Consider the following 23,379-nt stretch of genomic DNA (forward strand, 5'->3'; position numbering starts at 1 on the left):
TATATTGCCAGTCTGGAAAGCAGCCTTTTTTTCCTGATCCGTTCGCTTCGAGCGAAGTCGAGATGCGGCTGATGCCGTGCTTTGGGTTTCTCGACTACGCTCGAAACGAACGGAGGAATTTCCGAGAAGGTCTGACTTGATTCCGAGTCAGCCCTCGGTCGCGGGGGCGCCGGTCATCGTTTCGATCTGCGGCTTGTTGGTCGCGTCGATCGATCCGTCTGCGATCATCGCCTGGCCCATGCTGATCGCTTCGTCTCGAATGCCCTCTTCCGTGCCGGTCTGGCTGGCACCGACCAAGGCGGCCAGCAGGATATTCTTCGACGCCGCGTCGCCGGGCTGATCCGTGACCGTCTGGCGCGCCAGTTTCAACGCTTCGGCGAAGAAGGGATCGGCACCGCCACGATCATGATCGCGCAGATTCTGGTTGCCCAACTGGATGAGGATGCCGGCCAGGATGTTGCGACTGGCGATATCGGTCGGCTTGGCCTCCACGACCTTGCGCCAATAGGGCACCGATTCGTCGTAGATGGGGATAACCCGTTCCATCTGGCCCAGCGCACCATAAGCGGCAGCCTGCGCATAGAGGGCGTTGGCGAGGAAGTTGAGATTGTCGATTTTCGCCGGATCGGCCTGCGCCGCCACGCGGATGGCCGGCAATGCCGCGTCATATTTGGCGACCGCGGTGGCATTGTCGCCCTTTTGCTGCGCGGTCTGGCCGGCGGTGAAATCGGTCACGGCCTTGTTGAAAGCCGCGATTTCCGCCGATGTCAGTTCCCGCGCGACGGGGACTTCCGCCGCAGGTGCGGCCTCCTCCACAGGGGGCGCCTCTGGCGGGGGAGCGTCAGGCACCTGCTGGGCAAGGACCGGGGCGGAAACGGCCATCAGGGCCGTCAGGATGGATTTTGCGAACGTCGAGGCCAACGTCGAAGTCTCCTATAGCGTTGCAGCGGGATGGATGCCGGACATAGGCTGTCCGTGCTGGCGGCAGAATGAACGAAGCGGTGCCCCGGTTCCAGTGCTTGTTCTTATACCCGGCTTAATGCGCAAAAAGCGCCGGCGGTGGCGAAGTCATCGGCGCGGCGGACGCTGCGCGCGGCGGCCTCCGCATCTTCCCCCCATTGTTCGACCTGCCAGGCTTCGTCGATCTCCGCCGCCTCCCATATGGCGCCGATCTCATGGCCGCCCTCCACCACCGCAAGGGCGCAGACCAGCGATCCGCTGAGCGTCACCAGCGTCGACAGGCCGGTGAGGATGAAGGGGTCGAGCGCGACCACCGCCGCGCCCAGCCGGTCCAGCGTCTCGTCGGGCTGGGGCACGGGGATGATCCCCTGCGTCACGGCGAAGGTCACGTCATAGCGACCCCGCGCCCAGTCGAGCAAAGGTTCCCAGGCCGCGGCCTGCCGCGCGACCAGCGTGTCGGGGCCATTGGCACGATAGCAGAGCAGGTCGGACTGCGCATAGCGGGCCACGCCCTCGGCAAAGCTGGCGCGGTTGGGCGCAACATGGTCGATCGCCGCATTGGCAAGGCCGGTCATCGGCATGGAGGCAGGATCGACCTCTTCACCCTGCGCGCGCCATTCCTGCGCAATCGCGTCGGCCAGCACGGCGGTGGGCAGGGTCAGCGACGCGCGCGCCGGGGTGCGGACCGGGCGGCCATCCAGCCGGATGGCATGGCCGCCCTCTTCGGCCAACACGGTCACATCGGTGTAGAAACGCTTCATTGCGGCGGCCTCTTGCGGAACAGCGCCAGCAGCAGGCGGGGGACGACGACGAACTGGAACAGGCCGGTGACGACCATGATCGCGCCGAACGCCTTCGCCTTGTCCCCCTGAACCCAGGTGAAGCGCTGCATGATGGCGAGGAAGCCGAACATCACGATGAAGGCGCCCGACAGGCGGAACAGGCCGATCGCAAAGTGGCGCTGACGCGCGACGGAATCGGGATTGGGTGGAGGCGGTGGCGGAAGATCGGTCATGGCGCGCCGATATGGCCGCGCAATTGCGCGCTGTCCATCGCCACCGCATGGGCGCCCGCCGCGATCAGCTCGTCGGGCAGATGATAGCCCCAGGCGACGCCGATGCTGCGCACGCCCGCAGCCCGGCCCATGTCGATGTCGAAACTGGTGTCGCCGATCATGACCGTCGTGTCCGGCGCGGCGCCCGCTTCGGCCATGGCGGTCAGCAGCATCGAAGGATGCGGCTTGGACGGATGGCGATCGGCGGTCTGGAGCGTCACGAACCGGTCGATGATGCCATGATGGGTAAGGCAGAGGTTGAGACCCCGGTCCGACTTGCCGGTCGCCACGCCGAGCAGCCATCCGGCCGCGTCCAGTTCCAGAACCAGGTCCACGATGCCGGGATAGAGCGGTTCCTGCACGCCCTGTTCGCGCCGCATCGCCTGGAACGCCAGCTTGTAGCGGTCGGCGAGGTGATCGTGGAAGTCCGCCTCTGCGTCCGGCAGCAGCCGCGCCATCGCGACCGGTAACGACAGGCCCACCGCCGCCAGGATCGCCAGCCGGTCGGGCGGGGGCAGCTTCACATCCTCGAAGGCGCGGACCATGGCGGTGCAGAGGCTGTGCTGGCTATCGACCAGCGTACCGTCGCAATCGAAGACGGCAAGTCTGTTGCTCATGCGCGCTCCCTCATACGGCATCGGCTCGCGTCAACGTCTCGCGCATCAAAGCGGCCATGGCGCCATCGCCCGCCGCCGCCATGCCGTCCGCCGCGCCGCTGCGGGCGGCCGGAACCTTATTCTGGCCCAACTTGCGTGTGCCGCGCCAGTCGGTCACCTGCATTTCATAGCCGATGATGGCACCGGCCATCCTGTCGAACAGGCCGGGCGTCATTTTGTCGCGGGTCCAGACCGGCTTGGGCGCGAGACGGGTTTCGCTGTCCAGCGAGAGGGCATCGATCAGGTCCGGCAGCGCGTCCGCCGGCAAAGCCCGGACATCGCCTTCCAGTTCGGCGGCGACATAATTCCAGGTCGGCACCTGATCGGCCAGCCCATACCAGTCGGGACTGACATAGGCATGCGGGCCGTTCACCACGAACAAAGCCCGCGCGCCATCGACATGCTTCGCGAGACGATTGCCGCGCGACAGGTGAAAGCCGATCCGCCGATCATCCAGCCACACCACAGGGATATGGGCGACGGCCGGGCCGTCCGGCGTCTGCGCGAACAGCATGCCGAATCGCTGCGCGCCGACAAAGGCCCGCAATGCCTGCTGATCGCGCCAGCCGAATGTAGGATCGGGATGCACCCTCGCCTCTCCCGTCAGCGCGATCCGCGCGACCGCCGTTCGCCCTTGCGATCCTTGCGGACCTGCTTGGCATGTTGGCGCGCGAATTTCTTTTCATCTTCGCGGGTCGGGGTCCGGTCGATCTCATCGTCCAGCGGCATGTCGCCCAGCTTCAGATCGAAGCCCAGTTCGGTCAGGCTGTTGGCGAAATGGGTCGGCAGGTCCGCCATCACGTCCACACGCCCGCCATCGGGATGATCCACCCGGATACGGCGCGCATGCAGATGCATCTTGCGGCTGATCGTGCCGGACAGGAATGCATCCTTGCCGCCATATTTGCCGTCGCCCACGATCGGGAAGCCGATCGCCGCCAGATGCACGCGCAACTGATGGGTGCGGCCGGTATAGGGTTGCAGTTCGACCCAGGCGGCGCGGTTGCCGGCGCGCTCGATCACCCGATAGCGGGTGCGGGCGGGCAGGCCCTCTTCCTCATCCACATGCATCTTTTCGCCGCCAGTGCCCGGCTGCTTGCCGATCGGCAGCTCGATCATGCCGTCGTTGATCGACGGCACGCCGATGACCAGCGCCCAATAGACTTTGCGCGCGGTGCGGCTGGAAAAAGCCTTGGCGAAATGGGCGGCGGAGCGGCTGGAGCGGGCGAGCAGCAGCGCGCCCGACGTATCCTTGTCCAGCCGATGGACCAGCTTGGGCCGCGATTCGGCGTCGAACAGCAGGCCGTCGAGCAGCTTGTCGACATGCTCGTCGGTCTTCGTGCCGCCCTGCGTGGCGAGGCCCGGCGGTTTGTTGATGACGATCGCCTGTTCGTCGCGATGGATCACCATGTCCTGCACATAGGCGATCTCGTCCGGAGTCAGGTCGATGACGCGGACGCGCTTGGGACGCTGGGCCGCTTCCGGCTTGGCTTCGGCCGGGGGCACGCGGATCATCTGACCTTCGACGATGCGGTCGCCCGGCGCGGCGCGCGCGCCATCGACGCGCAGCTGGCCGGTACGCGACCAGCGCGACACCAAGTTGAAGCCGACATCGGGCAGGTGCCGCTGGAACCAGCGGTCGAGGCGGATGCCGTCATCGTCGGGCTGCACGCGATATTGCCGCACGTCGAGCGAGACACCCTTGGCCGGGTTGGGCTTGGCAGGCTTTGTGGGCGCGGCCACTACGAGCTTGGCCGCAGCCGATTTTGCGGCGGCTGGCGCCTTGGGCTTGAAGGCTGGCTTACCGTCCTTGAATGCGGGTTTACCGTCCTTGCGCGGGCCGGCGGGCTTGCCGCGGCCGGACGGAGGGCCGGCTTTGCGATCGCCGGGCTTGCGGTCCGAAGGCCGGCCGCCCGAAGGCCCCTTGGCGAAGGGCGCTTTGCCCGCAGGCTTGCCGCCGCGCGGACCTGCGCCGCCGGTCTTGGCTGGAGGACGCCCCTTCATGCCGCAGCACTCCGCATGACGGTCAGGCCCAGCGCCAGCGCGCCGACCGCGCCGATCACCGATGCCACCGCATAGCCCATGGCCATCGCAGCCTGGCCGCGTTCGATCATCAACATGGTTTCCAGGCTGAAGGCGGAGAAAGTGGTGAAGCCACCCAGCACGCCGACACCCAGCAACAGGCGGATCGGTTCGCCCGATGCGGCGCTGCCGCGCGCCAGCCAGCCGGCGAGCAGCCCCATGGCGAAGCCGCCGATCAGGTTTACGGCAAAGGTACCCCAGGGCCAGGCCGCGCCGGGCATCATTTGCCCCGCCAGCCGACCGGTCAGATAGCGCGCCAGCGTGCCTAGCGCACCGCCGCCCATCACAAGAAACATATTGGTCATGAAACCCGCCCTATAGCGATTCCGCCAAAGGGGAAAGGCTGCAATACCCCTCTTTCCGTTCGGTTCGAGCCTGTCGAGAACCAGGCGCCCCGTTCTCGACAAGCTCGAACCGAACGGATCTGGGCTTAGATGGTCGCCGTCACATCTGTAGCTGGGCGCCGATGGACGGCGATGCAGCTGATGACGCTGGCCACCACCAGCGCGAAGGCGGCGCTTTCCAGCAGGGTCGGCAGGCGTTGTTCCCACAGAAAGCCGTAGATCAGCGCGAAGCCGGTTTCGAACAGGATCATCTGCCCCACCATGGTGAGCGGCAGCAGGCGGCTCATGCGGTTCCAGAGCATGTTGCCGACGATCGATGCGAAGAGTGCGACAGCGAGTGAGACAGATAAAAATTTGGTCCAGGCCGCCGCATCATGGTGGCCGATGCCCATGGCCAGCGCGACCGGCAGCAACAGAAACGCCTGCGCACCGGTCATCAGGCCGATCGCCAGATTCCAGTCCTGCGCCGATATGCCGCCCAGACGGCCGAGCCAGCGACTGTTGCCGACCGCAAAGGCGCTCCAGGAAATAAGGGCACCCACCGCACAGAGAAAGCCGATGATCCGGGGGCCGAGCGATGCCGTGCCCGGCACCGCGATCGCCTGCCAGCCGATGCACAATGCGCCCGCACCGCAGAACAGCAGGGAGGGCGCCAGCCGGCGCAGCGATACCGCGCCGCGCTCGCGGCTGCCGATGATCGTGACCGCCACCGGCAGGAAGCCGATCACCAGCGAGGTCATGGCGATGCCGCCCATCTGCACGGCGGTCGCCAGCAGCACATAATAAAAGAGATTGCCGGCCAGCGCGAGCCAACCAAGCGCCCACCAGGCACCCGAACGCATCTGCGCGACCAGGCTGCGCCAGCGCGGCGCGATCAACAGGCCGGACATCAAACCATAGGCAAGGTAACGGCCGATAGCGAGGTCGAGCGGGCGGAAATCGCGCACCAGCGCCGGGGCAAGGAAGACCAGCCCCCATAAGGCGCCCGCCCCCATGCCGCACAGGATGCCGGTCAGATGCCCACTCTCTCTGGATGTCCCGTCCATGCCCTGCCCTTCGATCATGATGACGAGAATTATCATCATTGCAGCGGGAAAAATGCTCTTGATTGGGCATGTGATTGCAACAATTACTCGATCATGCCCATCCCGACGCCCCCTGCCCGCTCCCTCGACCCGTTCGACCGGGCGATTTTGCGAATCATCCAGCGTGACAATCGCACCCCGCAGCGCGCCATCGCCGAGGCGGTGAACCTGTCCACCGCCGCCGTGCAACGCCGGATCGCCGCGATGGAAAGACAGGGCGTGATCGCCGCCAATGCCGCGATCGTCGATCCCGATGCGGTGGGCCTGGGCGTCACATCGATCGTGGAGGTCAATCTGGTCGATGAGAAGGCGGCGACCGTCGATCGGGCCAAGACGCTGTTCCGTAACGATCCCGACGTACAGCAATGCTATTATGTCACCGGCGGCCGCAGTTTCATCATGATCATCGTCGCGCCCGACATGCGCAGCTATGAAGCGACCACCCGCCGCCTGTTCGCGGAGAATGAAGCGGTGGCAAGCTATCACAGCTATCTGGCGCTCAGCCGCGTGAAGGCAGGGATGGAATTGGTGATCCCCTGATCGGGCGGCATGCCATGGGCAAAAACAACCCCGCCGGAGATAACTCAACGGCGGGGCCAAGGTTCAGGGAGTCACTCCAAAGGGGGAAGAGTGACAGGGCCAACATAGGACGATAGAATGAAGGTTCAATGACTATGCCGGATAAAAATGCCGGGCAACCACTGGCAGCAAGGTGACTTTACAGCTTATGCGCGAGCCTACCTCCCTCTCCCTCACCTTCGACTGCTGGAATCTCGGGCTGGAGGCTTGCTCGGTCATCGGCATGCGCCTGCCCCGATTGATGACCGGCAACGCCGCCGCCATGGCCGAAGCCCAGCTGATGGTCAGCGAAAAGCTGGACGCGGTCGCCCGGTTGCAGTGGAAGATGATGACCGGCCAGCTCGGCACGTCCGGCCCCGCCATGCTGGACGCGTCGGTCGCCCATTATCGCAAGGCGGTGCGCAGGAATCAGCGCCGCCTGGGCGGCACGCAAAAGAGCCGGTAACAGCCGAGGATCAGGCCCGCCGCAATTGGCCGTCCGCCGCCGGAACGACGGCCGGCATGGCCAGTGCGCGGCGAACACAGACCCGGTTGCGCCCTTTTTCCTTCGCTTCGTACAGGGCGCTGTCGGCGCGGGCGATCGCTTCATGGATCGACGGATCGACCCGATGCAATGTGGTCAGGCCGAAACTGGCCGTGAGCGATTGCGCCAGGCCCAGCCGCGAGGCCGCCTGCTCGGCGAAATGGAGGCGCACGGCCTCGGCGATACTGGCCGCGGTGGCGGCATCGGTGGCGGGCAGGAACAGCAGAAACTCTTCACCACCGAAACGCGCGGCGACGGCGCCGGGCGGGGCAAGCGTGCGGAGCATGTCGCCCAGCGTGACGATCACCCGGTCGCCGGTCGCATGGCCATGGGCATCATTGACCGCTTTGAAATGGTCGATGTCGCAGGCGATCAGGATGCCGCCCTTGCGACGCAGCCGTGCCACCGCTTCGTCGAAGCCCCGCCGGTTGAGCAGCCCCGACAGCGGATCGACATGGGCGTCGTGACGATAGCGGGCGATAAGGTCGAGCACGCAGGCGGCCAGCGCGGATAGGGCGAGAAACAGGCCGAACATGCAGGCCAGCGCCTGCATCAGGAAGGCATAGTCGCTGTCGCGGAAGGACACGCCGCTGGGCAAGGTGAAGGACACGGTGCTGCCGCGCATCAGATTGTCGAGCGCGACGAGAACCGCTGCGGCATAGAGCGCCCGGTCCGGCCAGCCGCGCATTTGCCCGCGTGCGACCACCAGCGGCAGGGCAATCAGAAGGAAGCAACCGAAATCGGACGACACCAGTTCCAGCGGGACATGGCCGATCATCATGGCAAAACCGCACAGCGCCACAGACCCGGCCCATATGACCAGGCGCAGGCGCAGGATCCAGTTGGCGCGCCAGCGGTCGAGCAGCGCCTGGCTGAACAACAGGAAGCCGGTGGCGAAGAAAAGGTCCGCGACGATGCCCCACAGATCGGTCGGCAGCGCCTGAAACGCGACCGGCACGGCAAAGCCGCCCGCGACGCTGAAGAAGCCGCCGCTCCACCAGCCCGCACCACGCGCGCCCCAGCCCCAGACGATGAGGAAGGCGACTCCGAAACTGGCCATCATGATAGGCAGGAAAAAGGCGAAATTCTCACCCACGCGGCGGTCGAATCCTTCATGCGATGCGGCGACGGGCATGCATGGCGCGACCGTCCGATCGGCAGCGTCTTAGGCGCGGATGCTTAACAAAGGCTTTGATCCGCAATGGCATGCGACGCGCCGTCGCGTTCGCGCAGCGGCGGCCGGAACGAGGGCAAGGAGAAATCAAAGATGCCAAGCCGAAGGCCGCCCGACACAAAAAAGGCGACGCCGGAGCGTCGCCCTTATCTGGTGCGTACTGACACTTGTTAACTGCCAGACCGCGATCTCTGAGGTGCCTAGTCTATCGCCGCTTATGAATAGGTCAAGTAACTTTCTCGGATGACTAGGCATTGCCTTCACATTGGACTTGACCTTCCCGTCTTCATTTTCAATGTCTTGGATATCAGGGGGATGGCAGATTTATGACACAGCATAAAATCTGGCGCTTGGGCGCCGACCTTGGGACCAATTCGTTGGGATGGGCTGCGATCGAGTTGAGCGCGCCGATCAATGGCGAGCCTGTCTCCATTCTTGCCGCAGGCTCGCGGATATTCAGCGACGGGCGCGACCCGAAATCCGGCGCATCGCTGGCGGTGGATCGGCGCGATGCGCGGGCGATGCGGCGGCGGCGGGACCGGTTTCAGCAGCGGCAACGCGCCCTCATCAAATATCTGATCGCGGACGGGCTTTTCCCGGCGGACGAGGCGGCGCGCAAGGCGATGGCGGCGATCGACCCCTATGCCGCACGCGCGCGGGCGCTGGACGAAGTGCTGACCTTGCCGGAACTGGGCCGTGCCCTCTTCCACCTCAACCAGCGGCGCGGGTTCAAGTCCAACCGCAAGGCCGATCGCGGCGCCGACGACGATGCCGGCAAGATCGCGACCGGCATCGACCGGACGTGCGACGCCATCCGCGACGACGAAGCGGCGGCTGGCGCGGAGCCGGGCAGCTGGACCTATGGCAAATGGCTGTACGAACGGCGCCTGGCCGGCAAGAGTGTCCGCACGCGCCTGCGCCCCGAAAGCGATGAAGGCGCCAAGGGCGACGGCTATGATTTCTATCCCGGCCGCAAGCTGATGGAGGAGGAATTCGACGCCATCTGGCAAGCACAGGCGCCGCATCATCCCACCGTCCTGACCGACGAAGTGCATGACAGGCTCCATGAAATCATCTTCTATCAGCGGCCATTGAAGGCGCCCCGCATCGGCATGTGCACGCTGATCGCCGGCGACGAGCGCCTGCCCAAGGCGCACCCGCTATTTCAGCGCCGCCGCCTGCTGGAAGAACTCAACGCGCTGATGATCGTGCGGCCCGGCGAAGTGGCGCAGAGGCTGACGCGCGAGGAGCGCGACATCCTGTTCCTGAAACTGAAGGACAAGGGCAAGGTCAGTTTCGCGAGCTTGCGCAAGACGCTGAAGCTCGATCCCGATGCGCGGTTCAACAAGGAAAGCGAGAACCGCACCGACCTGAAAGGAGACGAGGTCGCAGCGGCGATGGGCGCCAAGACGCGCTTTAGCAATCGCTGGGCGCATCTGTCGGTCGAAGAGCAATGGGATGTGATCGCGCGCCTGAGCGAAGTCGAGAGCGAGGCGGAGGATAGTGCGTTTCGCCAATGGCTCACCGAACTATACGACCTGACGCCGCAGCAGGCCCGCGCCGTCCTGAATGCGCCGCTGCCGCAGGGCTATGGCCGTTTCGGCGAGACGGCGACGAGGCGGCTGATCGACGCGCTGCGCGATGGCGAGAAGGACGGGCGGGTGATCGTCTATAGCGAGGCGGTCGTGCTGGCGGACCTTGGCCATCATAGCGATCGGCGCACCGGAGAAATATTCACGGACGAAGAAGGTCGCCAGCAACTGCCCTATTATGGCGTGGCGCTGGAGCGGCACATCATGCCGGGCACGGGAAATCCGTCCGATCCGGAGGAAATGCGGGTCGGGCGCCTGACCAACCCCACCGTGCATATCGGCCTCAACCAGTTGCGCCGCATCGTCAATCGCCTGATCCGCGCCTATGGCCCGCCCGCCGAGATCGCGATCGAACTGGCGCGCGAACTGAAGCTGACCGACGAAGACAAGAAGCGGATCAACCGGGAGAATAATGATAATCGTTTGAATGCGGAGCGGCGGTCGGAAAAGCTAATCGCCATCGGCCAGGCTGACACGGGCGCCAACCGCGCGTTGCTGAAACTCTGGGAAGAGCTCAATCCCGCCAATGTGCTGGACCGTCGTTGCATCTATAGCGGCCAGCAGATTTCGATCGACATGCTGTTTTCCGCAGCGGTCGAGGTCGATCATATCCTGCCGTTCACCGCGACGCTGGACGACAGCAACGGCAACAAGATCGTCTGCCTGCGCGAAACCAATCGCGAGAAGCGCAAGCGGTCCCCTTATGAAGCCTGGGGCCATACTGGTCGCTGGGACGACATCGCCGCCCGCGCCGCGCAATTACCGCGCAACAAACGCTGGCGCTTCGAGCCGGATGCGATGGAAAAATTCCGGGACGAAAGCGGCTTTCAGGCCCGGCATCTGGTCGATACGCAATATCTGGCCCGGCTGTCGCGCGAATATCTGGCGACGCTCTATCCCGAAAAGGGCGAAGGCAGCGGCCATATCTGGGTCTCGCCGGGTCGGCTGACCGAAATGGTCCGACGCAAGCTTGGCCTCAACGACCTGCTGCCCGACCATAATTTCGGCGGTGGCGCGGATCAGGCGAAGAACCGGCTGGATCATCGCCACCATGCGATCGACGCCGTCGTGGTCGCCATCGTCGATCGGCGGATGCTGAACGAAATCGCGAGGGTGTCCGGCCAGGAAGGCGCCGAGGGGCGCGAGCGGATCATCATCCCCGATCCGTGGGATGGGTTCCGCGACGACCTGCGCACCGCCGTCAACGCCATCACCGTCAGCCATCGCACCGATCATGGCACGGCGTCGAAGGCCGGCCTTCCCAAGGGTCAGGACGCGACCGCCGGGCGGCTGCACAACGACACCGCCTATGGCTTTACCGGCGAAACGGACGCCAAGGGCAACAGCATCGTCGTGCGCCGCGTACCGTTAAGCAGCTTCAAGAAACTGGCCGACCTGGAGCGCGTGCGCGACCCCGATCTGAAGGCCGCGCTCTACCAGCATCTCGATGGGCTGGAGGGCAAGGCGTTCGAGAAGGCGATCGGGGAATTTGGCGATCGCGAATGGCATGCCTATCGCAATGTCCGCCGCGTCCGCGTGGTCGAACCGCTGACCGTGATCCCGATACGTGACCGGAATGGACGTATCTATAAGGGATATAAAGGGGATTCCAATTATCGTTACGATGTTTGGGAATTACCGGATGGGAAGTGGGTGAACGAAGTCGTTTCCATGTTCGATGCGCATCAGCCCGGCTGGCTGTCCGGCATCCGTGCGGCCAATCCGACGGCGCGCAAGATATTGAGCCTGCATCGCGACGATGTGCTGGCGATCGAGCGCAATGGCGGGGACCGCGAATTGGTGCGCGTCGTCAAATTTTCCGAAAAGCAGTTCGCCGTTGCGCCACCCAACGAGGGCGGCGCGCTGAAGGGCAGAGACGCGGATAAGGAAGATCCGTTCAAATATAGCTATCCTTCGCCCAACACGTTGAAGGCCTGGCACGCGCGGCAGGTGCGCATCGATGAGATCGGGCGCGTGCTCGATCCCGGATTCCCGCCGCGCAAGGCCCGTCGCAAGACGCGCAAACCCGGCTGACGACAGGTAGCGGGGGCGGGCAATGGATCGGATCGTCGACATCGCCACGGACGGCCGCCATTTGTCCGCCTATCGCGGCTTCCTGATCGTGTCGGAGGAACGCGTGGAAGTCGGCCGGGTGCCGCTGGACGATGTCGCCGCCGTGATCGTCCACGCGCATGGCGTTACCTGGTCGACCAACCTGATCGTCGCGCTGGCAAAACGGGGGGCGGTGATGCTGCTATGCGGCAGCAATCATGCGCCGGTGGCGGTGTGCCTGCCGCTGGACGGCCATCATGCGCAGAACAGCCGGATGCGAGCGCAATGGGACGCGGGCAAGCCGCTGTCCAAACAGCTTTGGCGGCGTATCATCATCGCCAAGATACGCTGGCAGGCGGCGGTGCTGGAGGCCAATGGCGTATCCGCCTCCGCCTTCGACCTGCTGGCGCGGCGGGTGGGATCGGGCGATCCCGACAATGTCGAGGCACAGGCGGCGCGGCGCTACTGGCCGCTGCTGATGGGGAAGGATTTCCGGCGCGATCGCGATGCGGAAGGGATCAACGCCCTGCTCAACTATGGCTATACGGTATTGCGGTCGCTCTGCGCGCGGGCCGTCGTCGCATCCGGCCTGCATCCCTCGATCGGCGTGCATCATGCCAACCGCACCAACGCCTTTGCCCTGGCCGACGATTTGATCGAGCCGTTCCGGCCGCTGGTGGACGCGCTCGCCATCCGCATCGTAGCGCGCGGAACGGCAGAGGTCACGCCCGAGGCCAAGCGCGCCTTCGCTGGCCTGATCGCGCTCGACCTGCCGGGGACGGAGGGCACCACCACCGTGGCGGGCGCCGCCAATCGCGCGGCGCAAAGCCTGGCCCGCGCGTTTCAGAGCGGGCAGGCCGCCGACATCCTCCTGCCCGCCCCGCCATCCGCCGTGGCACTGGCCGGTCTCGATTCGTTGCTCGCATGAGCGCCACCCAACTGAGCGGATACCGGCTGATGTGGATATTCGTCATGTTCGACTTGCCGGTGACCACCCGGGAACAGGCCCGTGCAGCGACCAAATTCCGCGAATTTCTGCTGGATGAGGGTTTTGAAAAAAGCCAGTTTTCGGTCTATGCTCGCTTCTGCAACGGCAAGGAACAGTTCGAAGCCTATATGCGGCGGGTGGAAGCAAGCCTGCCGGATCGCGGCGACATCCACATCCTCAGCTTCACGGACCGCCAATATGAAAATATCGTGCGATTTTCAGGACAGAAGCGACGCCGGCAGCGAAAAAATCCGGATCAGCTGGCGCTATTCTGATGATTCGCGCGATTTTATCCTGGCGGATCGGCGGATATTCGCATTGCGTTTCAATGCAATATCCACCGATCCATCATAGCCGCTCAGAGATCGCGGTCCAGCGGCAACTGCCCCAACAATTACCAAGCGGCGTTTTCAATCATAGCCGCTCAGAGATCGCGGTCCAGCGGCAACCGGTAAAAGCCACAAGGGATCTTCGACGGCGATCATAGCCGCTCAGAGATCGCGGTCCAGCGGCAACGCGACGCAGCTGCTGAGTGCCGGAAGGACCATCATAGCCGCTCAGAGATCGCGGTCCAGCGGCAACGGTCGGCCGCCAGCTATGACGAGGTGATGGATCATAGCCGCTCAGAGATCGCGGTCCAGCGGCAACTGGAGGCCGCCGCATGAAGCCCATGACCCAATCATAGCCGCTCAGAGATCGCGGTCCAGCGGCAACGGTCAGCGGGTCAGTCTCGTAGCTGTAGAGATCATAGCCGCTCAGAGATCGCGGTCCAGCGGCAACCCTCGCTCATGCCTGCGCCTCCAATGCTTGATCATAGCCGCTCAGAGATCGCGGTCCAGCGGCAACATCGGCCGCTATCCGCCGGATCAGCACTTGATCATAGCCGCTCAGAGATCGCGGTCCAGCGGCAACCGGCGGCGCAGACGGGGGCCGGTCAAAGCGATCATAGCCGCTCAGAGATCGCGGTCCAGCGGCAACTGCGAGCGCGCCTTCGACGCCAGCCTGACAATCATAGCCGCTCAGAGATCGCGGTCCAGCGGCAACTGCTCACCGCGCGCCAGCGGCTCGCCAAGCATCATAGCCGCTCAGAGATCGCGGTCCAGCGGCAACCGCCGCGTTGTATTGCCCCGGCTTGGCTGGATCATAGCCGCTCAGAGATCGCGGTCCAGCGGCAACCCAGCTGGTGCAGCACACCGACGCGCCGCAATCATAGCCGCTCAGAGATCGCGGTCCAGCGGCAACAAGGTGGCGGAGCGGGAGGGATTCGAACCCTCGATACGCTTTTGACGTATACTCACTTTCCAGGCGAGCGCCTTCGACCACTCGGCCACCGCTCCGCATTTGCACTGGAGGCGGCTCCCTATCGCGCGGCGCGCGGCTAGGCAAGGGGGGATGGCAAGGCGCTTTACTTTATCTTTCGGCCGCTGTCTGATCGGGTTATGAACCGCCTTCTCCCACTCGCGCTATCCGCCATCTGCTTTATGGCGCCGATGGCAGCCGCCGCCACGCCTGCTGCCGTGGTGGCGCAGGCCCCCGCCGCCGCCTGGCGGCCCATTGCCGCCGACGAACTGCTGGTCATGACGCTGGAAGGCGGCAAGCGCGTCGTCATCCAGTTGGCACCCGGCCTGTCGCCGCGCCATGTCGCCAATATCGTGAAGCTGGCCAAGGCCCATTGGTGGGACGGAACCAGCATCAACCGGGTGCAGGATAATTATGTCGCGCAATGGGGCGACGCGACCGAGAAGAAGCCGATGCCGCCCGGCCTGTCCGCCACCAGTGCGGACGATTATGGACTGCCGCTGGCGAACCGGCGGCTGGCGATCACGCCCCTGCCCTATGCAGACCCCTATGCGCCCTCGACCGGCTATGTCGGAGGATGGCCGGTGGCGATGGACGGCAGCGCCGCATGGCTGCCGCACTGCTATGGCTATGTCGGCGTAGGGCGCAATCTGTCGCCCGACGCGGGGACGGGGGCAGAGCTTTATGCGGTGATCGGGCAGGCGCCCCGCCAGCTGGATCGCAACATCGCAGTCGTGGGGCGCGTGATCGATGGGATGGCGACGCTGTCCAGCCTGCCGCGCGGATCGGGTGAACTGGGTTTCTACACGCCGCAGGAGCATCCCGTGCCGATCCTGACCGTACGTTTGGCCAGCGAGTTGCCGCAGGCCGAACAGCCTCGTTTTGAGATGATGGACACCGGCTCGCAAAGCTTCGCCGACTATCTGCGCCTGCGCGCGAACCGAAAGGATGATTTCTACGAGCGGCCGGCGGGCGGCGTGGACCTGTGCAATGCACCGGTACCTGTCAGGGCAGCGCCCTAGCCAAGGGACCGTCGCACGGCCTCCACGACCGGGTACAATGTTGAATTTGAACGGATCGTGGAAGGTAAATGGCGGAGAGGGTGGGATTCGAACCCACGGTACCCGCTAGGGCACGCCGCATTTCGAGTGCGGTACATTCGACCACTCTGCCACCTCTCCGCAGAAGGTTCAACAGGCCGTTCAAGGCGCCGCATTCCCGGTCGAGGGGCGGCCATTAGCGAATGAATTCGCACTTGCCAAGCGCTCTTTCGGGTATTTTTCTTGTGTCCGCGCAATAGCCTCCTAAATTGGTCATATGAGAGACACGATTCAGATTTTCGGCACCGGCATCACCGCTCCGCCGATCGTCCATGCCCGTTTCAGCATCGGCGATGTGGTCAAACACCGCATGTTCGGCTTTCGCGGGGTCGTGTTCGATATCGATCCGGTCTTCGCCAATAGCGAGGAATGGTATGAGGCGATCCCCGAACAGGCCCGGCCCGACAAGCAGCAGCCCTTCTATCACCTGCTCGCCGAAAATGGTGAATCCAGCTATGTCGCCTATGTCAGCCAGCAAAATCTGGCGGCGGACGACAGCGACGAACCGGTCGATCACCCCGCCATCACCGGCATGTTCGGCAGCTATGCGGACGGCAAATATAATCTGCGCCCGCTCCACCGCCATTAAGGCGACCGCGCTTGACGGGCGGAAGGCGCTGGCTGCGCTGCTGATCGCCTGCGCGGCGTCGGCGAGCGCCGTTGCCGCTCCGCCGCCCGGTCCGGCCGCTTCGCTGGCGCCCAATGCCGATCCGGCCTTCCCCTTTTCCAGGGAGATAGACGCTTTCGCCAGGGCGAACAGCGCCGGACTACCGGTGCGTGACGCCACGCTGTTCCTGGGCAGTTCCAGCATCCGCCTGTGGGACATAGCCGGCAGCTTCCACGATATCGGTACGGTCAATCGCGGCTTTGGCGGCGCGACCACGGCCCATGTGCTGCATTATTACAAGCGGCTGCTGCCCCCCGTGCCGCCCCGGTCGGTGGTCGTCTATGTCGGCGAGAATGATCTGGCCGCCGGTACGTCGCCCGAGGCCGTATCGCGCGACATATTGACGCTGCTCAAGAAATTGCGGGCCGACTATCCGCGTGCTTCCATTGCCTGGCTGTCGCTGAAGCCCAGCCCGATCCGCTGGACATTGCGGCCCAAGATGGCGCAGGTCAACGCCGCCGTTGCCGCACGGGCCAAGGCGGAGGGGTTCGACTATCTGGATGTCGGCACGGTGCTGCTGGCCCGCGACGGCCTGCCCGACGCATCGCTCTTCAGACCGGACGGACTGCATATGAACGCGCGCGGCTATCAGCGCTGGACCGGCCTGGTCGACAATTGGCTGGATCATTTGCCACCGGTCGCGTCGGCCCGAAACGCCTCCTGATTCCACTTTCCGATTGATCCACGCCCAAGCAAGATTATTACCACCCGATTGATCAAGCTGCCAAGCCAAGGGAAATAAGGTGATGACGGACGTAAAGGGCCAGGGCGCGCAAACCCACGCCATGGCCGAACTGACGCTGCGCGGGGTCATACTCGGCGCGCTCATCACCCTCGTCTTCACGGCGGCCAACGTCTATCTGGGGCTGAAAATCGGCCTGACCTTCGCGACGTCGATCCCGGCCGCGGTCATCTCCATGGCGGTGCTGCGTCTGTTTGCGACCGGCACGATCCTGGAAAACAACATAGTCCAGACGATCGCGTCCGCCGCCGGCACGCTGTCGGCCATCATTTTCGTGCTGCCGGGCCTGGTCATCATCGGCTGGTGGCAGGGTTTCCCTTATTGGCTCTCCGCCTGCACCATCGCGCTGGGCGGCATATTGGGCGTGATGTATTCGGTGCCGCTGCGCCGGGCGCTCGTCACCGGGTCCGACCTCCCCTATCCCGAAGGCGTTGCCGCTGCCGAAGTGTTGAAGGTCGGTGCCGGTTCGCGCGAGGGGCTCGAGGAAAATAAGCGGGGCCTCGCCGCCATCGTCGCCAGCGCGGTGTCCGCCGCCAGCTTCTCGATCATCGCCAAGACCCGCATCCTGGCCGAAGAGGCCGCCACTTTCTTTAAGTTCGGCGCGGGTGCGACCTCCGTCTCCACCAGCTTCTCCATGGCGCTGATCGGCGTCGGCCATCTGGTCGGCCTGTCGGTGGGCGTCGCCATGTTCATCGGCCTGCTGATCAGTTGGGTCGGCCTCGTCCCCTATCTCACCTCGCCGCTGCCTGCTGGTGCGGAACTGTCCGACATCGTCGGCACCGCTTTCCGCATGAAGGCCCGCTTCATCGGTGCCGGCACGATCGGCATCGCGGCGATCTGGACCCTGCTCAAGATCCTTGGCCCCATCGTCAGCGGCATCCGTTCCGCTTTGGTCGCCAATGCCGCGCGCAAGTCCGGCAATGCCGCCAGCCTCGACATTACCGAACGCGACCTGCCGATCGGTATCGTCGGCGGCACCATCGTCGCCGCGCTGCTGCCCATCGGCATCCTGCTCTGGGTCTTTGCGCAAGGTGGCCCGATCGCCGCCAATCCTGTCCCGGTGATCGGCCTGACACTGGCCTATGTGCTGGTCGCCGGCATCGTCATCGCTTCGGTCTGCGGCTATATGGCGGGCCTGATCGGCGCGTCGAACAGCCCGATTTCGGGCGTAGGCATCCTTGCCGTGCTGGGCGCGTCGCTGCTGCTGGCGGCGATCTACGGATCGGGTAACAGCGATCCGTCGCAGACGCAGGCGCTGATCGCCTATGCGCTGTTCACCACCGCGATCATCTTCGGCATCGCGACCATCTCGAACGACAATTTGCAGGATCTCAAGACCGGCCAGTTGGTCGGCGCGACCCCCTGGAAGCAGCAGATCGCCCTGATCCTTGGCGTGTTGTTCGGCGCGCTGGTGATCCCGCCAGTGCTGGATCTGCTGAACAGCGCCTTCGGTTTTGCCGGCGCACCGGGTGCCGGTCCCAACGCCCTGCCCGCGCCGCAGGCCGCACTGATCTCCGCTCTGGCCAAGGGTGTGCTGGGCGGCGACCTCGACTGGAAGCTGATCGGCATCGGCGCCGGCATCGGCGTGGTGGTGATTGCGATCGACGAACTGCTGGGCAAGTCCGGCAAGCTGCGCCTGCCCCCGCTCGCGGTCGGCATGGGCATCTATCTGCCGATGGCGCTGACCCTGCTGATACCGGTCGGCGCACTGGTCGGCCATCTCTATAATCGCTGGGCCTTGCGTCAGGCGAACCCGGAATTTGCCGAGCGCATGGGCGTGCTGATGGCGACCGGCTTCATCGTGGGCGAAAGCCTGTTCGGCGTCGCCTTCGCCGGCATCGTCGCCAGCACCGACAGCGATGCGCCGCTGGCGCTGGTGGCGGAAAATCACTGGTCGGTACCGCTCGCCATCCTGGTCTTCGCCGGCGTGATCGCGGGCCTCTATGCCCGGCTGAAGCGCTGGTCGTCCGATCCCCTGACCTAAAGGGCAGGGATAGGTTCGACCGGCGGCGCGTTAGGCCTGTTCATCAGGAACGGGACTATCGCATGCCTGAGGAAGACCAGGCACCTTCGTGCGGGCAACGTACAGAGCTGCGCTCCGGCATGACTTCGCCCGACGCACACCCCCATGCACCTGAGAGAGAGGATGAAAAGCGGGGGGACCAAATCCCCCTCGCGGCTCCAACCCATGGCGGGCCGGGGCGGTCATCCATGGGTGATGCGCCACAGGATGTGAGCCGGGTCGTGCTGAATAAACCGCAGGCCATGCGATACTGGACAACTCGCTTCGACCTGTCGGTCGAGGAGTTGACCGAAGCGGTCGACGCCGTCGGCGACGATGTGGCTGCCGTGGCGGCTTATCTCAACCACCCTGCCTGACGGACAGGCCGCAACGAAAAAGGGCCGCGCAATGCACGGCCCTTTTCTTTTGGCGAGGACGCCGGATCAGAAATTGAAGCGGAAGCCCCCGGTATAGCGGCGACCAAAGCGTTCCCATTCCATCGTCTGGCTGGTGATGCTCTTGGTCGGCGTGCCGGATGCAGTCAGCAGGCTGGCCGGGTCTGCGAAGCGGCGGCCCGGATTGTTCAGCAGGTTCGACGCGTCGAAATAAATCTCGAAATTCTTGGTGATCGCATAGCGGGCCGAGAAATCGAGTTCGTCATCCGAGGCCCAATAGGTGTCGCCGCCATCGCCGGTAGCGCCGACCGTATCCAGCCATTTGCTGCGGTTCTGATATTGCAGACGCAGCGACAGGCCATATTTTTCGTAATAGCCGCCGAGATTGTAGACGAAATCGGACGTGCCAGGCAGACGCATTTTGCGACCGGCGATATCGACCTTGCTGTTGTTCAGCGTGATATTGGCCGAAACGCCGAAACCACCCAGGAAGTCGGGCAGGCCCAGATTTTCGGTCCATGGCTCCAGCTGCAACTGCGCCGCCGCTTCCAAGCCGTAGATTCGACCCGAACCGCCATTGACCAGACCGCTGAAGATATAGTTCGACCGATCGACGCCATTGCTGTTGAGCGCGCCCGAGTTGAACCGGCGCGCGGAGGTGTACAGCACGTCCTCGATCTTCTTGTAGAAGGTGCCGATCATCAGATAGCCCTGCGGACGCATATACCATTCGAAATAGGCGTCCACGCCATAGGCGCGCTCAGGACGGATCGCCGGGTTGCCGCCGGAAATGGCTTCGTTCGTGTCGTTGATGACGACATTGGGGCGAAGCTGATCATAGTCGGCCCGCGCCGCGCCGCTGTTGAACGACAGGCGCAGCTTCTTGGTATCATCGACATTATAGTTGATGTGCATGCTGGGGAAAGCCAGCGTCTGGCTGGCCTGCGCAACCTGCAGCCCGTTGACCCCGCCGATGGTGGCGATGGCGCGGCCTTCATTCTTGATATGTTCGACGCGCACGCCGCCCACGACCGAACCCCAGTCGTAACGGAACGTGCCCATCAGGAAGCCGGCGAACACTTCTTCACGGACATTGTAGTTGTTGCCGCTCACCGGGACGAAGGCATAGAGGTCCTGCGCCTTTGCCGATGCGGCGCGCATCTTGTCGCGGTCGAAATAGTGGAAGGTGTAGCCCATCGGCAGTTCACCCATGAACGGCGTGTTCTGCGAAAAATCGGCATAGTTGGTCGGCAGGCCCACTGCCGCAAACTGCGCGGCCGTATTCAGGACGATGTTGTTTTCATTGGCGATCTTGTTGCGACGGTCATACTGCACGCCCGCCTTGAGCGTGGCATGTTCCAGTTCCCGCGACAACACGACGCGGCCGGTATAGGCCTTGGTCGTATCGACTGCGTCCAGCACGGTGAAGGACGACAGCGGCTTGGTGAAATCGTCAGCCGACGTCACCGCGGCCCCGGCCAGATAGCGGGTCGGGTTGCTCTGCTGAAGCGTGCGGTTGAGTATGATAAGCGACTGGTTGGGGTTGGTGAAATCGTAGCTGACGGTCGGGCGCAGCGTACGCGTGCTGGGGCTGTCCCAGGTCGCTTCGCCGGTGACCGAACGGTCATCCTTCGATTCGGTGTAATTGCCCACCCACGACAATTTCCATGCGCCGTCGCCAAATTCATGATCGCCAGCCAGTGTGTTGGTGAAGATCGACTGGCGGAACGCGCGCAGCGTCGAACGCTGGCGGATGTCCACGCCATAGACCGTGCCCTTTTCGGGCGTGTTGCCCGAACAGATGTCGGCATAGTTGGACGTGGTATTGACCGTGTTGGTGGTGCAGGCGGCGCTGCTGTTCGACAGGTCGGATTCGCGATCGTCCAGGTCGAAACGATAATTGTCGCGCGCTTCGTCGTCGGTGAAGATGGTGTAGACCGACCGCAGCGAAATCATGTTCTGCTCGTCGGGCTTCCAGTCGAGCCGGCCGGACACCGACCAGTTCTTGCGGGTCAGGCGGTACAGTTTGTTTTCGACTTCATGCGCCCAGAAACGGGTGGCGTTGCCGGGGCGGGCATCACGGGCGACCTGTTCACGGTCAATTTCGAAATTGTCCGTGATCATGTTGCGTTCGTAATAGCTGCCGGCCAGCAGCACGCCAAATTCGCCGATGCCGGTGTCGAAGCGGTTCGAAATCACCGCCGAACCTTCATATTCCTTGCGGTCGCCCAACTCGGCAAAGCCCAGGCCGCCCTTGCCCGCCAGATGGAAGCCGCTGTAATCGAAGGCCGAACGGGTCACGACATTGACGTTGCCGGCCACGGTTTCACCCGGCATGTCGGGCGTCACCGCCTTCGACACGATGATCTTGCCGGCGATGGCGGACGGAATGGAATCGAACCGTGCGTCGCGGCCTTCCGGGCTGACCACGTTGATGCCGTCGAACGACAGGGTGGTCCAGCTCTTGGGCGCGCCGCGCAGGTTGATGTAACGCGCCTGGCCCTGGTCGCGCTCGACGCTGATGCCCGGCAGGCGGCTGGCGGCCTGGGCGATATTCTGGTCGGGCAGGCGACCGACGGAATCGGACGCGGCGACAGCGACCAGCGAATCGCTGTTCTTCTGAATATCCAGCGCGGCGGCTTCCGATTCGGCGATCGGGCGGCTGCCGGTCACGACGATGGATTCGCTTTCCTCTTCGCCCAACGGCTGCTGTGCCAGCGCTTCGACCGACGCCATTGCGCCGAACGCGATGCCGCACGTCAGCGCAAGACGAACAAGCTTTATGCCGGCGGGACGCCGGGCTGAAATAATCTGCATGATTTCCCCCTGTGGTTCGCTCGAAAGGCGATCGAGGGCCACCTAGAGGGCGCAAAGGTCAGAACGATGAAGATCGAGTGACAATTTTATTACTGTGCCTTGTGTTTGCGCGGGATTCTTCGTCACATATTTGTCACCGGCCGCGTCCAAGGCGCGCATCAGAATCAGGGGGACATGATGATGATGAAATTCTCGACAATCGCCGGCCTGGGCGCCGCCATGATATTGGCCGGATGTGCGACCGTGCCTGCCGAACCGCCATTGGCACAGCGCATCGCCAATGCGACGCCAGCGGTGACCGTCACTGCGCGCGGTGAAACCACGCCGGTCGGCACGCCCAATGCCGACGCGGCGGACGATCCGGCAATCTGGCGCAACGCGGCCAATCACGCACAGAGCCTGATCGTGGGCACCGACAAGAAGGCCGGCCTCTATGTCTACGGCCTGGACGGCAAGACCCGCGACTTTCTGGACGCGGGCCGGGTCAATAATGTCGATCTGCGCGACGGGGTCAGCATCAACGGCAGCAACGGCATCCTCGTCGTCGCCAGCGACCGCAATGACGTGCTGAACGCCAAGCTGGCGCTGTTCCGCCTCGACCCCGCCACCGCCAAGATCAGCGCCCTGGGCAAGGTCGATGCCGGCAAGGGCGAAGCCTATGGCATCTGCATGTATCAGGCGCCCGAAGCGACTTACGCCTTCATCGTGCTGAAGGATGGGAGGGTCAATCAGGTCGCGCTCGACGCATCGGGGGCAACGCCCACCGGCAAGATCGTGCGCACGATGAAACTCGGCACCCAGTCGGAAGGCTGCGCCGTAGATGACCGCACCGGCATCCTCTATGTGGCGGAAGAAGATGTCGGCCTGTGGCGTTTCGATGCCCGTGCGACCGGTGCCACCACGCCCACGAAGATCGCGGCAGCCGACGGCAAGAATATCGTCATGGATGCCGAAGGCGTCGCCATCGCCCCGATGGGTGAGAAGGACGGCTATGTCCTCGTTTCCAGCCAGGGCGACAATGCCTATGTCGTCTACCGGATCAGCGACGATAGCTATGTCGGCCGCTTCCGCGTGGTCGATGGGGCCATCGGCGGATCTGAAGAAACCGATGGCATCGAATTGATGCTCGGCGATTTCGGCCCCGCCTATCCCGGCGGGCTGTTCATCGCGCAGGACGGCCATAACGCGGCGGCGGCGCAGAATTTCAAGCTCGTCGCCTGGGACGATATCGTGAAGGCTCTAGGTCTGCCGCGCTAATGTCCCACTAA

Annotated in this window: 21 protein-coding genes, 2 tRNA genes and 1 CRISPR repeat array; of the genes, 11 read left to right on the top strand and 12 right to left on the bottom strand. The window is 64.1% G+C overall.

Going from position 1 to position 23,379, the window contains the following annotated elements; all coding sequences use genetic code 11:
• Positions 1–147: 147 nt before the first annotated feature.
• The 8 genes from F4U94_RS04085 to F4U94_RS04120 all read right to left on the bottom strand — a co-directional run bounded on the left by F4U94_RS04085 (position 148) and on the right by F4U94_RS04120 (position 6,142).
• The gene (locus F4U94_RS04085) at positions 148–882 is read right to left on the bottom strand and encodes a hypothetical protein (protein ID WP_120252306.1); all 735 of its coding nucleotides are present in this window, start codon (positions 880–882) and stop codon (positions 148–150) included.
• Between the two features lie 143 nt (positions 883–1,025).
• Complete coding sequence (locus tag F4U94_RS04090) at positions 1,026–1,721, bottom strand: ATP12 family chaperone protein (RefSeq protein ID WP_120251743.1); 696 nt, start codon at positions 1,719–1,721, stop codon at positions 1,026–1,028.
• Positions 1,718–1,975, bottom strand: coding sequence for a hypothetical protein (locus tag F4U94_RS04095; RefSeq protein ID WP_120251742.1), 258 nt, complete (start codon positions 1,973–1,975; stop codon positions 1,718–1,720). The genes F4U94_RS04090 and F4U94_RS04095 overlap by 4 nt, the downstream gene beginning before the upstream one ends.
• Positions 1,972–2,631, bottom strand: coding sequence for an HAD-IA family hydrolase (locus F4U94_RS04100; RefSeq protein ID WP_120251741.1), 660 nt, complete (start codon positions 2,629–2,631; stop codon positions 1,972–1,974). Before F4U94_RS04100 ends, F4U94_RS04095 begins: the two co-directional genes overlap by 4 nt.
• A 10-nt stretch (positions 2,632–2,641) precedes the next feature.
• Complete coding sequence (locus F4U94_RS04105) at positions 2,642–3,259, bottom strand: FMN-binding negative transcriptional regulator (protein WP_120251740.1); 618 nt, start codon at positions 3,257–3,259, stop codon at positions 2,642–2,644.
• A gap of 14 nt (positions 3,260–3,273) precedes the next feature.
• Positions 3,274–4,674, bottom strand: coding sequence for an RluA family pseudouridine synthase (locus F4U94_RS04110; protein ID WP_120251739.1), 1,401 nt, complete (start codon positions 4,672–4,674; stop codon positions 3,274–3,276).
• On the bottom strand, positions 4,671–5,057 hold the full coding sequence (crcB, locus tag F4U94_RS04115; RefSeq protein ID WP_120251738.1) for a fluoride efflux transporter CrcB: 387 nt from the start codon (positions 5,055–5,057) through the stop codon (positions 4,671–4,673). Before crcB ends, F4U94_RS04110 begins: the two co-directional genes overlap by 4 nt.
• Before the next feature lie 125 nt (positions 5,058–5,182).
• On the bottom strand, positions 5,183–6,142 hold the full coding sequence (locus F4U94_RS04120; protein ID WP_120252305.1) for a DMT family transporter: 960 nt from the start codon (positions 6,140–6,142) through the stop codon (positions 5,183–5,185).
• Between the two features lie 93 nt (positions 6,143–6,235).
• On the opposite strand from F4U94_RS04120, the gene F4U94_RS04125 reads away from it, so the two are divergent.
• Together F4U94_RS04125 and F4U94_RS04130 are read left to right on the top strand one after the other, a co-directional pair.
• Positions 6,236–6,721, top strand: a complete 486-nt coding sequence (locus F4U94_RS04125; RefSeq protein ID WP_120251737.1) for an Lrp/AsnC family transcriptional regulator — start codon at positions 6,236–6,238, stop codon at positions 6,719–6,721.
• A 187-nt stretch (positions 6,722–6,908) separates the two neighbouring features.
• Positions 6,909–7,205 carry a hypothetical protein gene (locus F4U94_RS04130; protein ID WP_120251736.1) on the top strand — a complete coding sequence of 99 codons (297 nt, stop codon included), beginning with the start codon at positions 6,909–6,911 and terminating at the stop codon, positions 7,203–7,205.
• A gap of 10 nt (positions 7,206–7,215) precedes the next feature.
• On the opposite strand, the gene F4U94_RS04135 is transcribed toward F4U94_RS04130, so the two are convergent.
• Positions 7,216–8,379, bottom strand: a complete 1,164-nt coding sequence (locus tag F4U94_RS04135; RefSeq protein ID WP_120252304.1) for a sensor domain-containing diguanylate cyclase — start codon at positions 8,377–8,379, stop codon at positions 7,216–7,218.
• A 404-nt stretch (positions 8,380–8,783) separates the two neighbouring features.
• Between F4U94_RS04135 and cas9 the strand changes: the two genes are divergently transcribed.
• From cas9 to cas2, 3 genes are read left to right on the top strand one after another with little or no spacing between them, the layout of a single operon-like run.
• A complete protein-coding gene (cas9, locus tag F4U94_RS04140) occupies positions 8,784–12,083 on the top strand; it encodes a type II CRISPR RNA-guided endonuclease Cas9 (protein ID WP_120251735.1) in 3,300 nt (1,099 codons plus the stop codon).
• A 22-nt stretch (positions 12,084–12,105) separates the two neighbouring features.
• The gene (cas1, locus tag F4U94_RS04145; protein WP_120251734.1) at positions 12,106–13,029 is read left to right on the top strand and encodes a type II CRISPR-associated endonuclease Cas1; all 924 of its coding nucleotides are present in this window, start codon (positions 12,106–12,108) and stop codon (positions 13,027–13,029) included.
• Positions 13,026–13,364: a CRISPR-associated endonuclease Cas2 gene (gene cas2, locus F4U94_RS04150; RefSeq protein ID WP_120251733.1), complete on the top strand. Its 339-nt coding sequence runs from the start codon at positions 13,026–13,028 to the stop codon at positions 13,362–13,364. Before cas1 ends, cas2 begins: the two co-directional genes overlap by 4 nt.
• Before the next feature lie 72 nt (positions 13,365–13,436).
• Positions 13,437–14,331: a CRISPR direct-repeat array (repeat unit 36 nt; unit sequence ATCATAGCCGCTCAGAGATCGCGGTCCAGCGGCAAC).
• 4 nt (positions 14,332–14,335) lie between these two features.
• Here the strand turns inward: cas2 and F4U94_RS04155 are convergent.
• Positions 14,336–14,426, bottom strand: a tRNA-Ser gene (locus F4U94_RS04155).
• 102 nt (positions 14,427–14,528) lie between these two features.
• On the opposite strand from F4U94_RS04155, the gene F4U94_RS04160 reads away from it, so the two are divergent.
• Positions 14,529–15,410 carry a peptidylprolyl isomerase gene (locus F4U94_RS04160; RefSeq protein ID WP_120251732.1) on the top strand — a complete coding sequence of 294 codons (882 nt, stop codon included), beginning with the start codon at positions 14,529–14,531 and terminating at the stop codon, positions 15,408–15,410.
• A 69-nt stretch (positions 15,411–15,479) separates the two neighbouring features.
• On the opposite strand, the gene F4U94_RS04165 is transcribed toward F4U94_RS04160, so the two are convergent.
• Positions 15,480–15,569: transfer RNA gene (locus F4U94_RS04165), tRNA-Ser, on the bottom strand.
• A gap of 136 nt (positions 15,570–15,705) precedes the next feature.
• Between F4U94_RS04165 and hspQ the strand changes: the two genes are divergently transcribed.
• The 4 genes from hspQ to F4U94_RS04185 all read left to right on the top strand — a co-directional run bounded on the left by hspQ (position 15,706) and on the right by F4U94_RS04185 (position 19,276).
• Complete coding sequence (gene hspQ / locus F4U94_RS04170) at positions 15,706–16,077, top strand: heat shock protein HspQ (RefSeq protein WP_120251731.1); 372 nt, start codon at positions 15,706–15,708, stop codon at positions 16,075–16,077.
• Positions 16,034–16,819, top strand: coding sequence for a GDSL-type esterase/lipase family protein (locus tag F4U94_RS04175; RefSeq protein ID WP_120251730.1), 786 nt, complete (start codon positions 16,034–16,036; stop codon positions 16,817–16,819). Before hspQ ends, F4U94_RS04175 begins: the two co-directional genes overlap by 44 nt.
• Before the next feature lie 121 nt (positions 16,820–16,940).
• Complete coding sequence (locus F4U94_RS04180) at positions 16,941–18,881, top strand: OPT family oligopeptide transporter (protein WP_120252303.1); 1,941 nt, start codon at positions 16,941–16,943, stop codon at positions 18,879–18,881.
• 227 nt (positions 18,882–19,108) lie between these two features.
• Complete coding sequence (locus tag F4U94_RS04185; RefSeq protein ID WP_120251729.1) at positions 19,109–19,276, top strand: DUF3606 domain-containing protein; 168 nt, start codon at positions 19,109–19,111, stop codon at positions 19,274–19,276.
• Positions 19,277–19,342: 66 nt separating this feature from the next.
• Here F4U94_RS04185 and F4U94_RS04190 read toward each other — a convergent pair whose 3' ends face one another.
• Entirely contained in the window at positions 19,343–22,111 is a 2,769-nt protein-coding gene (locus tag F4U94_RS04190; RefSeq protein ID WP_120251728.1) for a TonB-dependent receptor, read from the bottom strand.
• 180 nt (positions 22,112–22,291) lie between these two features.
• Between F4U94_RS04190 and F4U94_RS04195 the strand changes: the two genes are divergently transcribed.
• A complete protein-coding gene (locus tag F4U94_RS04195) occupies positions 22,292–23,368 on the top strand; it encodes a phytase (protein WP_120252302.1) in 1,077 nt (358 codons plus the stop codon).
• Positions 23,369–23,379 lie beyond the last annotated feature (11 nt).

This window comes from Sphingobium limneticum (assembly GCF_008710155.1).
Lineage (GTDB): Bacteria > Pseudomonadota > Alphaproteobacteria > Sphingomonadales > Sphingomonadaceae > Sphingobium > Sphingobium limneticum.

Excerpts from the sequence above, each read along its gene's own strand:
- F4U94_RS04085 (WP_120252306.1), bottom strand. The coding sequence starts at position 882 with ATGGCCGTTTCCGCCCCGGTCCTTGCCCAGCAGGTGCCTGACGCTCCC.
- F4U94_RS04090 (WP_120251743.1), bottom strand. The coding sequence starts at position 1,721 with ATGAAGCGTTTCTACACCGATGTGACCGTGTTGGCCGAAGAGGGCGGC.
- F4U94_RS04095 (WP_120251742.1), bottom strand. The coding sequence starts at position 1,975 with ATGACCGATCTTCCGCCACCGCCTCCACCCAATCCCGATTCCGTCGCG.
- F4U94_RS04100 (WP_120251741.1), bottom strand. The coding sequence starts at position 2,631 with ATGAGCAACAGACTTGCCGTCTTCGATTGCGACGGTACGCTGGTCGAT.
- F4U94_RS04110 (WP_120251739.1), bottom strand. The coding sequence starts at position 4,674 with ATGAAGGGGCGTCCTCCAGCCAAGACCGGCGGCGCAGGTCCGCGCGGC.
- crcB (WP_120251738.1), bottom strand. The coding sequence starts at position 5,057 with ATGACCAATATGTTTCTTGTGATGGGCGGCGGTGCGCTAGGCACGCTG.
- F4U94_RS04120 (WP_120252305.1), bottom strand. The coding sequence starts at position 6,142 with ATGGACGGGACATCCAGAGAGAGTGGGCATCTGACCGGCATCCTGTGC.
- F4U94_RS04125 (WP_120251737.1), top strand. The coding sequence starts at position 6,236 with ATGCCCATCCCGACGCCCCCTGCCCGCTCCCTCGACCCGTTCGACCGG.
- F4U94_RS04130 (WP_120251736.1), top strand. The coding sequence starts at position 6,909 with ATGCGCGAGCCTACCTCCCTCTCCCTCACCTTCGACTGCTGGAATCTC.
- cas9 (WP_120251735.1), top strand. The coding sequence starts at position 8,784 with ATGACACAGCATAAAATCTGGCGCTTGGGCGCCGACCTTGGGACCAAT.
- cas1 (WP_120251734.1), top strand. The coding sequence starts at position 12,106 with ATGGATCGGATCGTCGACATCGCCACGGACGGCCGCCATTTGTCCGCC.
- cas2 (WP_120251733.1), top strand. The coding sequence starts at position 13,026 with ATGAGCGCCACCCAACTGAGCGGATACCGGCTGATGTGGATATTCGTC.
- F4U94_RS04160 (WP_120251732.1), top strand. The coding sequence starts at position 14,529 with ATGAACCGCCTTCTCCCACTCGCGCTATCCGCCATCTGCTTTATGGCG.
- hspQ (WP_120251731.1), top strand. The coding sequence starts at position 15,706 with ATGAGAGACACGATTCAGATTTTCGGCACCGGCATCACCGCTCCGCCG.
- F4U94_RS04175 (WP_120251730.1), top strand. The coding sequence starts at position 16,034 with ATGCGGACGGCAAATATAATCTGCGCCCGCTCCACCGCCATTAAGGCG.
- F4U94_RS04180 (WP_120252303.1), top strand. The coding sequence starts at position 16,941 with ATGGCCGAACTGACGCTGCGCGGGGTCATACTCGGCGCGCTCATCACC.
- F4U94_RS04185 (WP_120251729.1), top strand. The coding sequence starts at position 19,109 with ATGGGTGATGCGCCACAGGATGTGAGCCGGGTCGTGCTGAATAAACCG.
- F4U94_RS04190 (WP_120251728.1), bottom strand. The coding sequence starts at position 22,111 with ATGCAGATTATTTCAGCCCGGCGTCCCGCCGGCATAAAGCTTGTTCGT.
- F4U94_RS04195 (WP_120252302.1), top strand. The coding sequence starts at position 22,292 with ATGATGAAATTCTCGACAATCGCCGGCCTGGGCGCCGCCATGATATTG.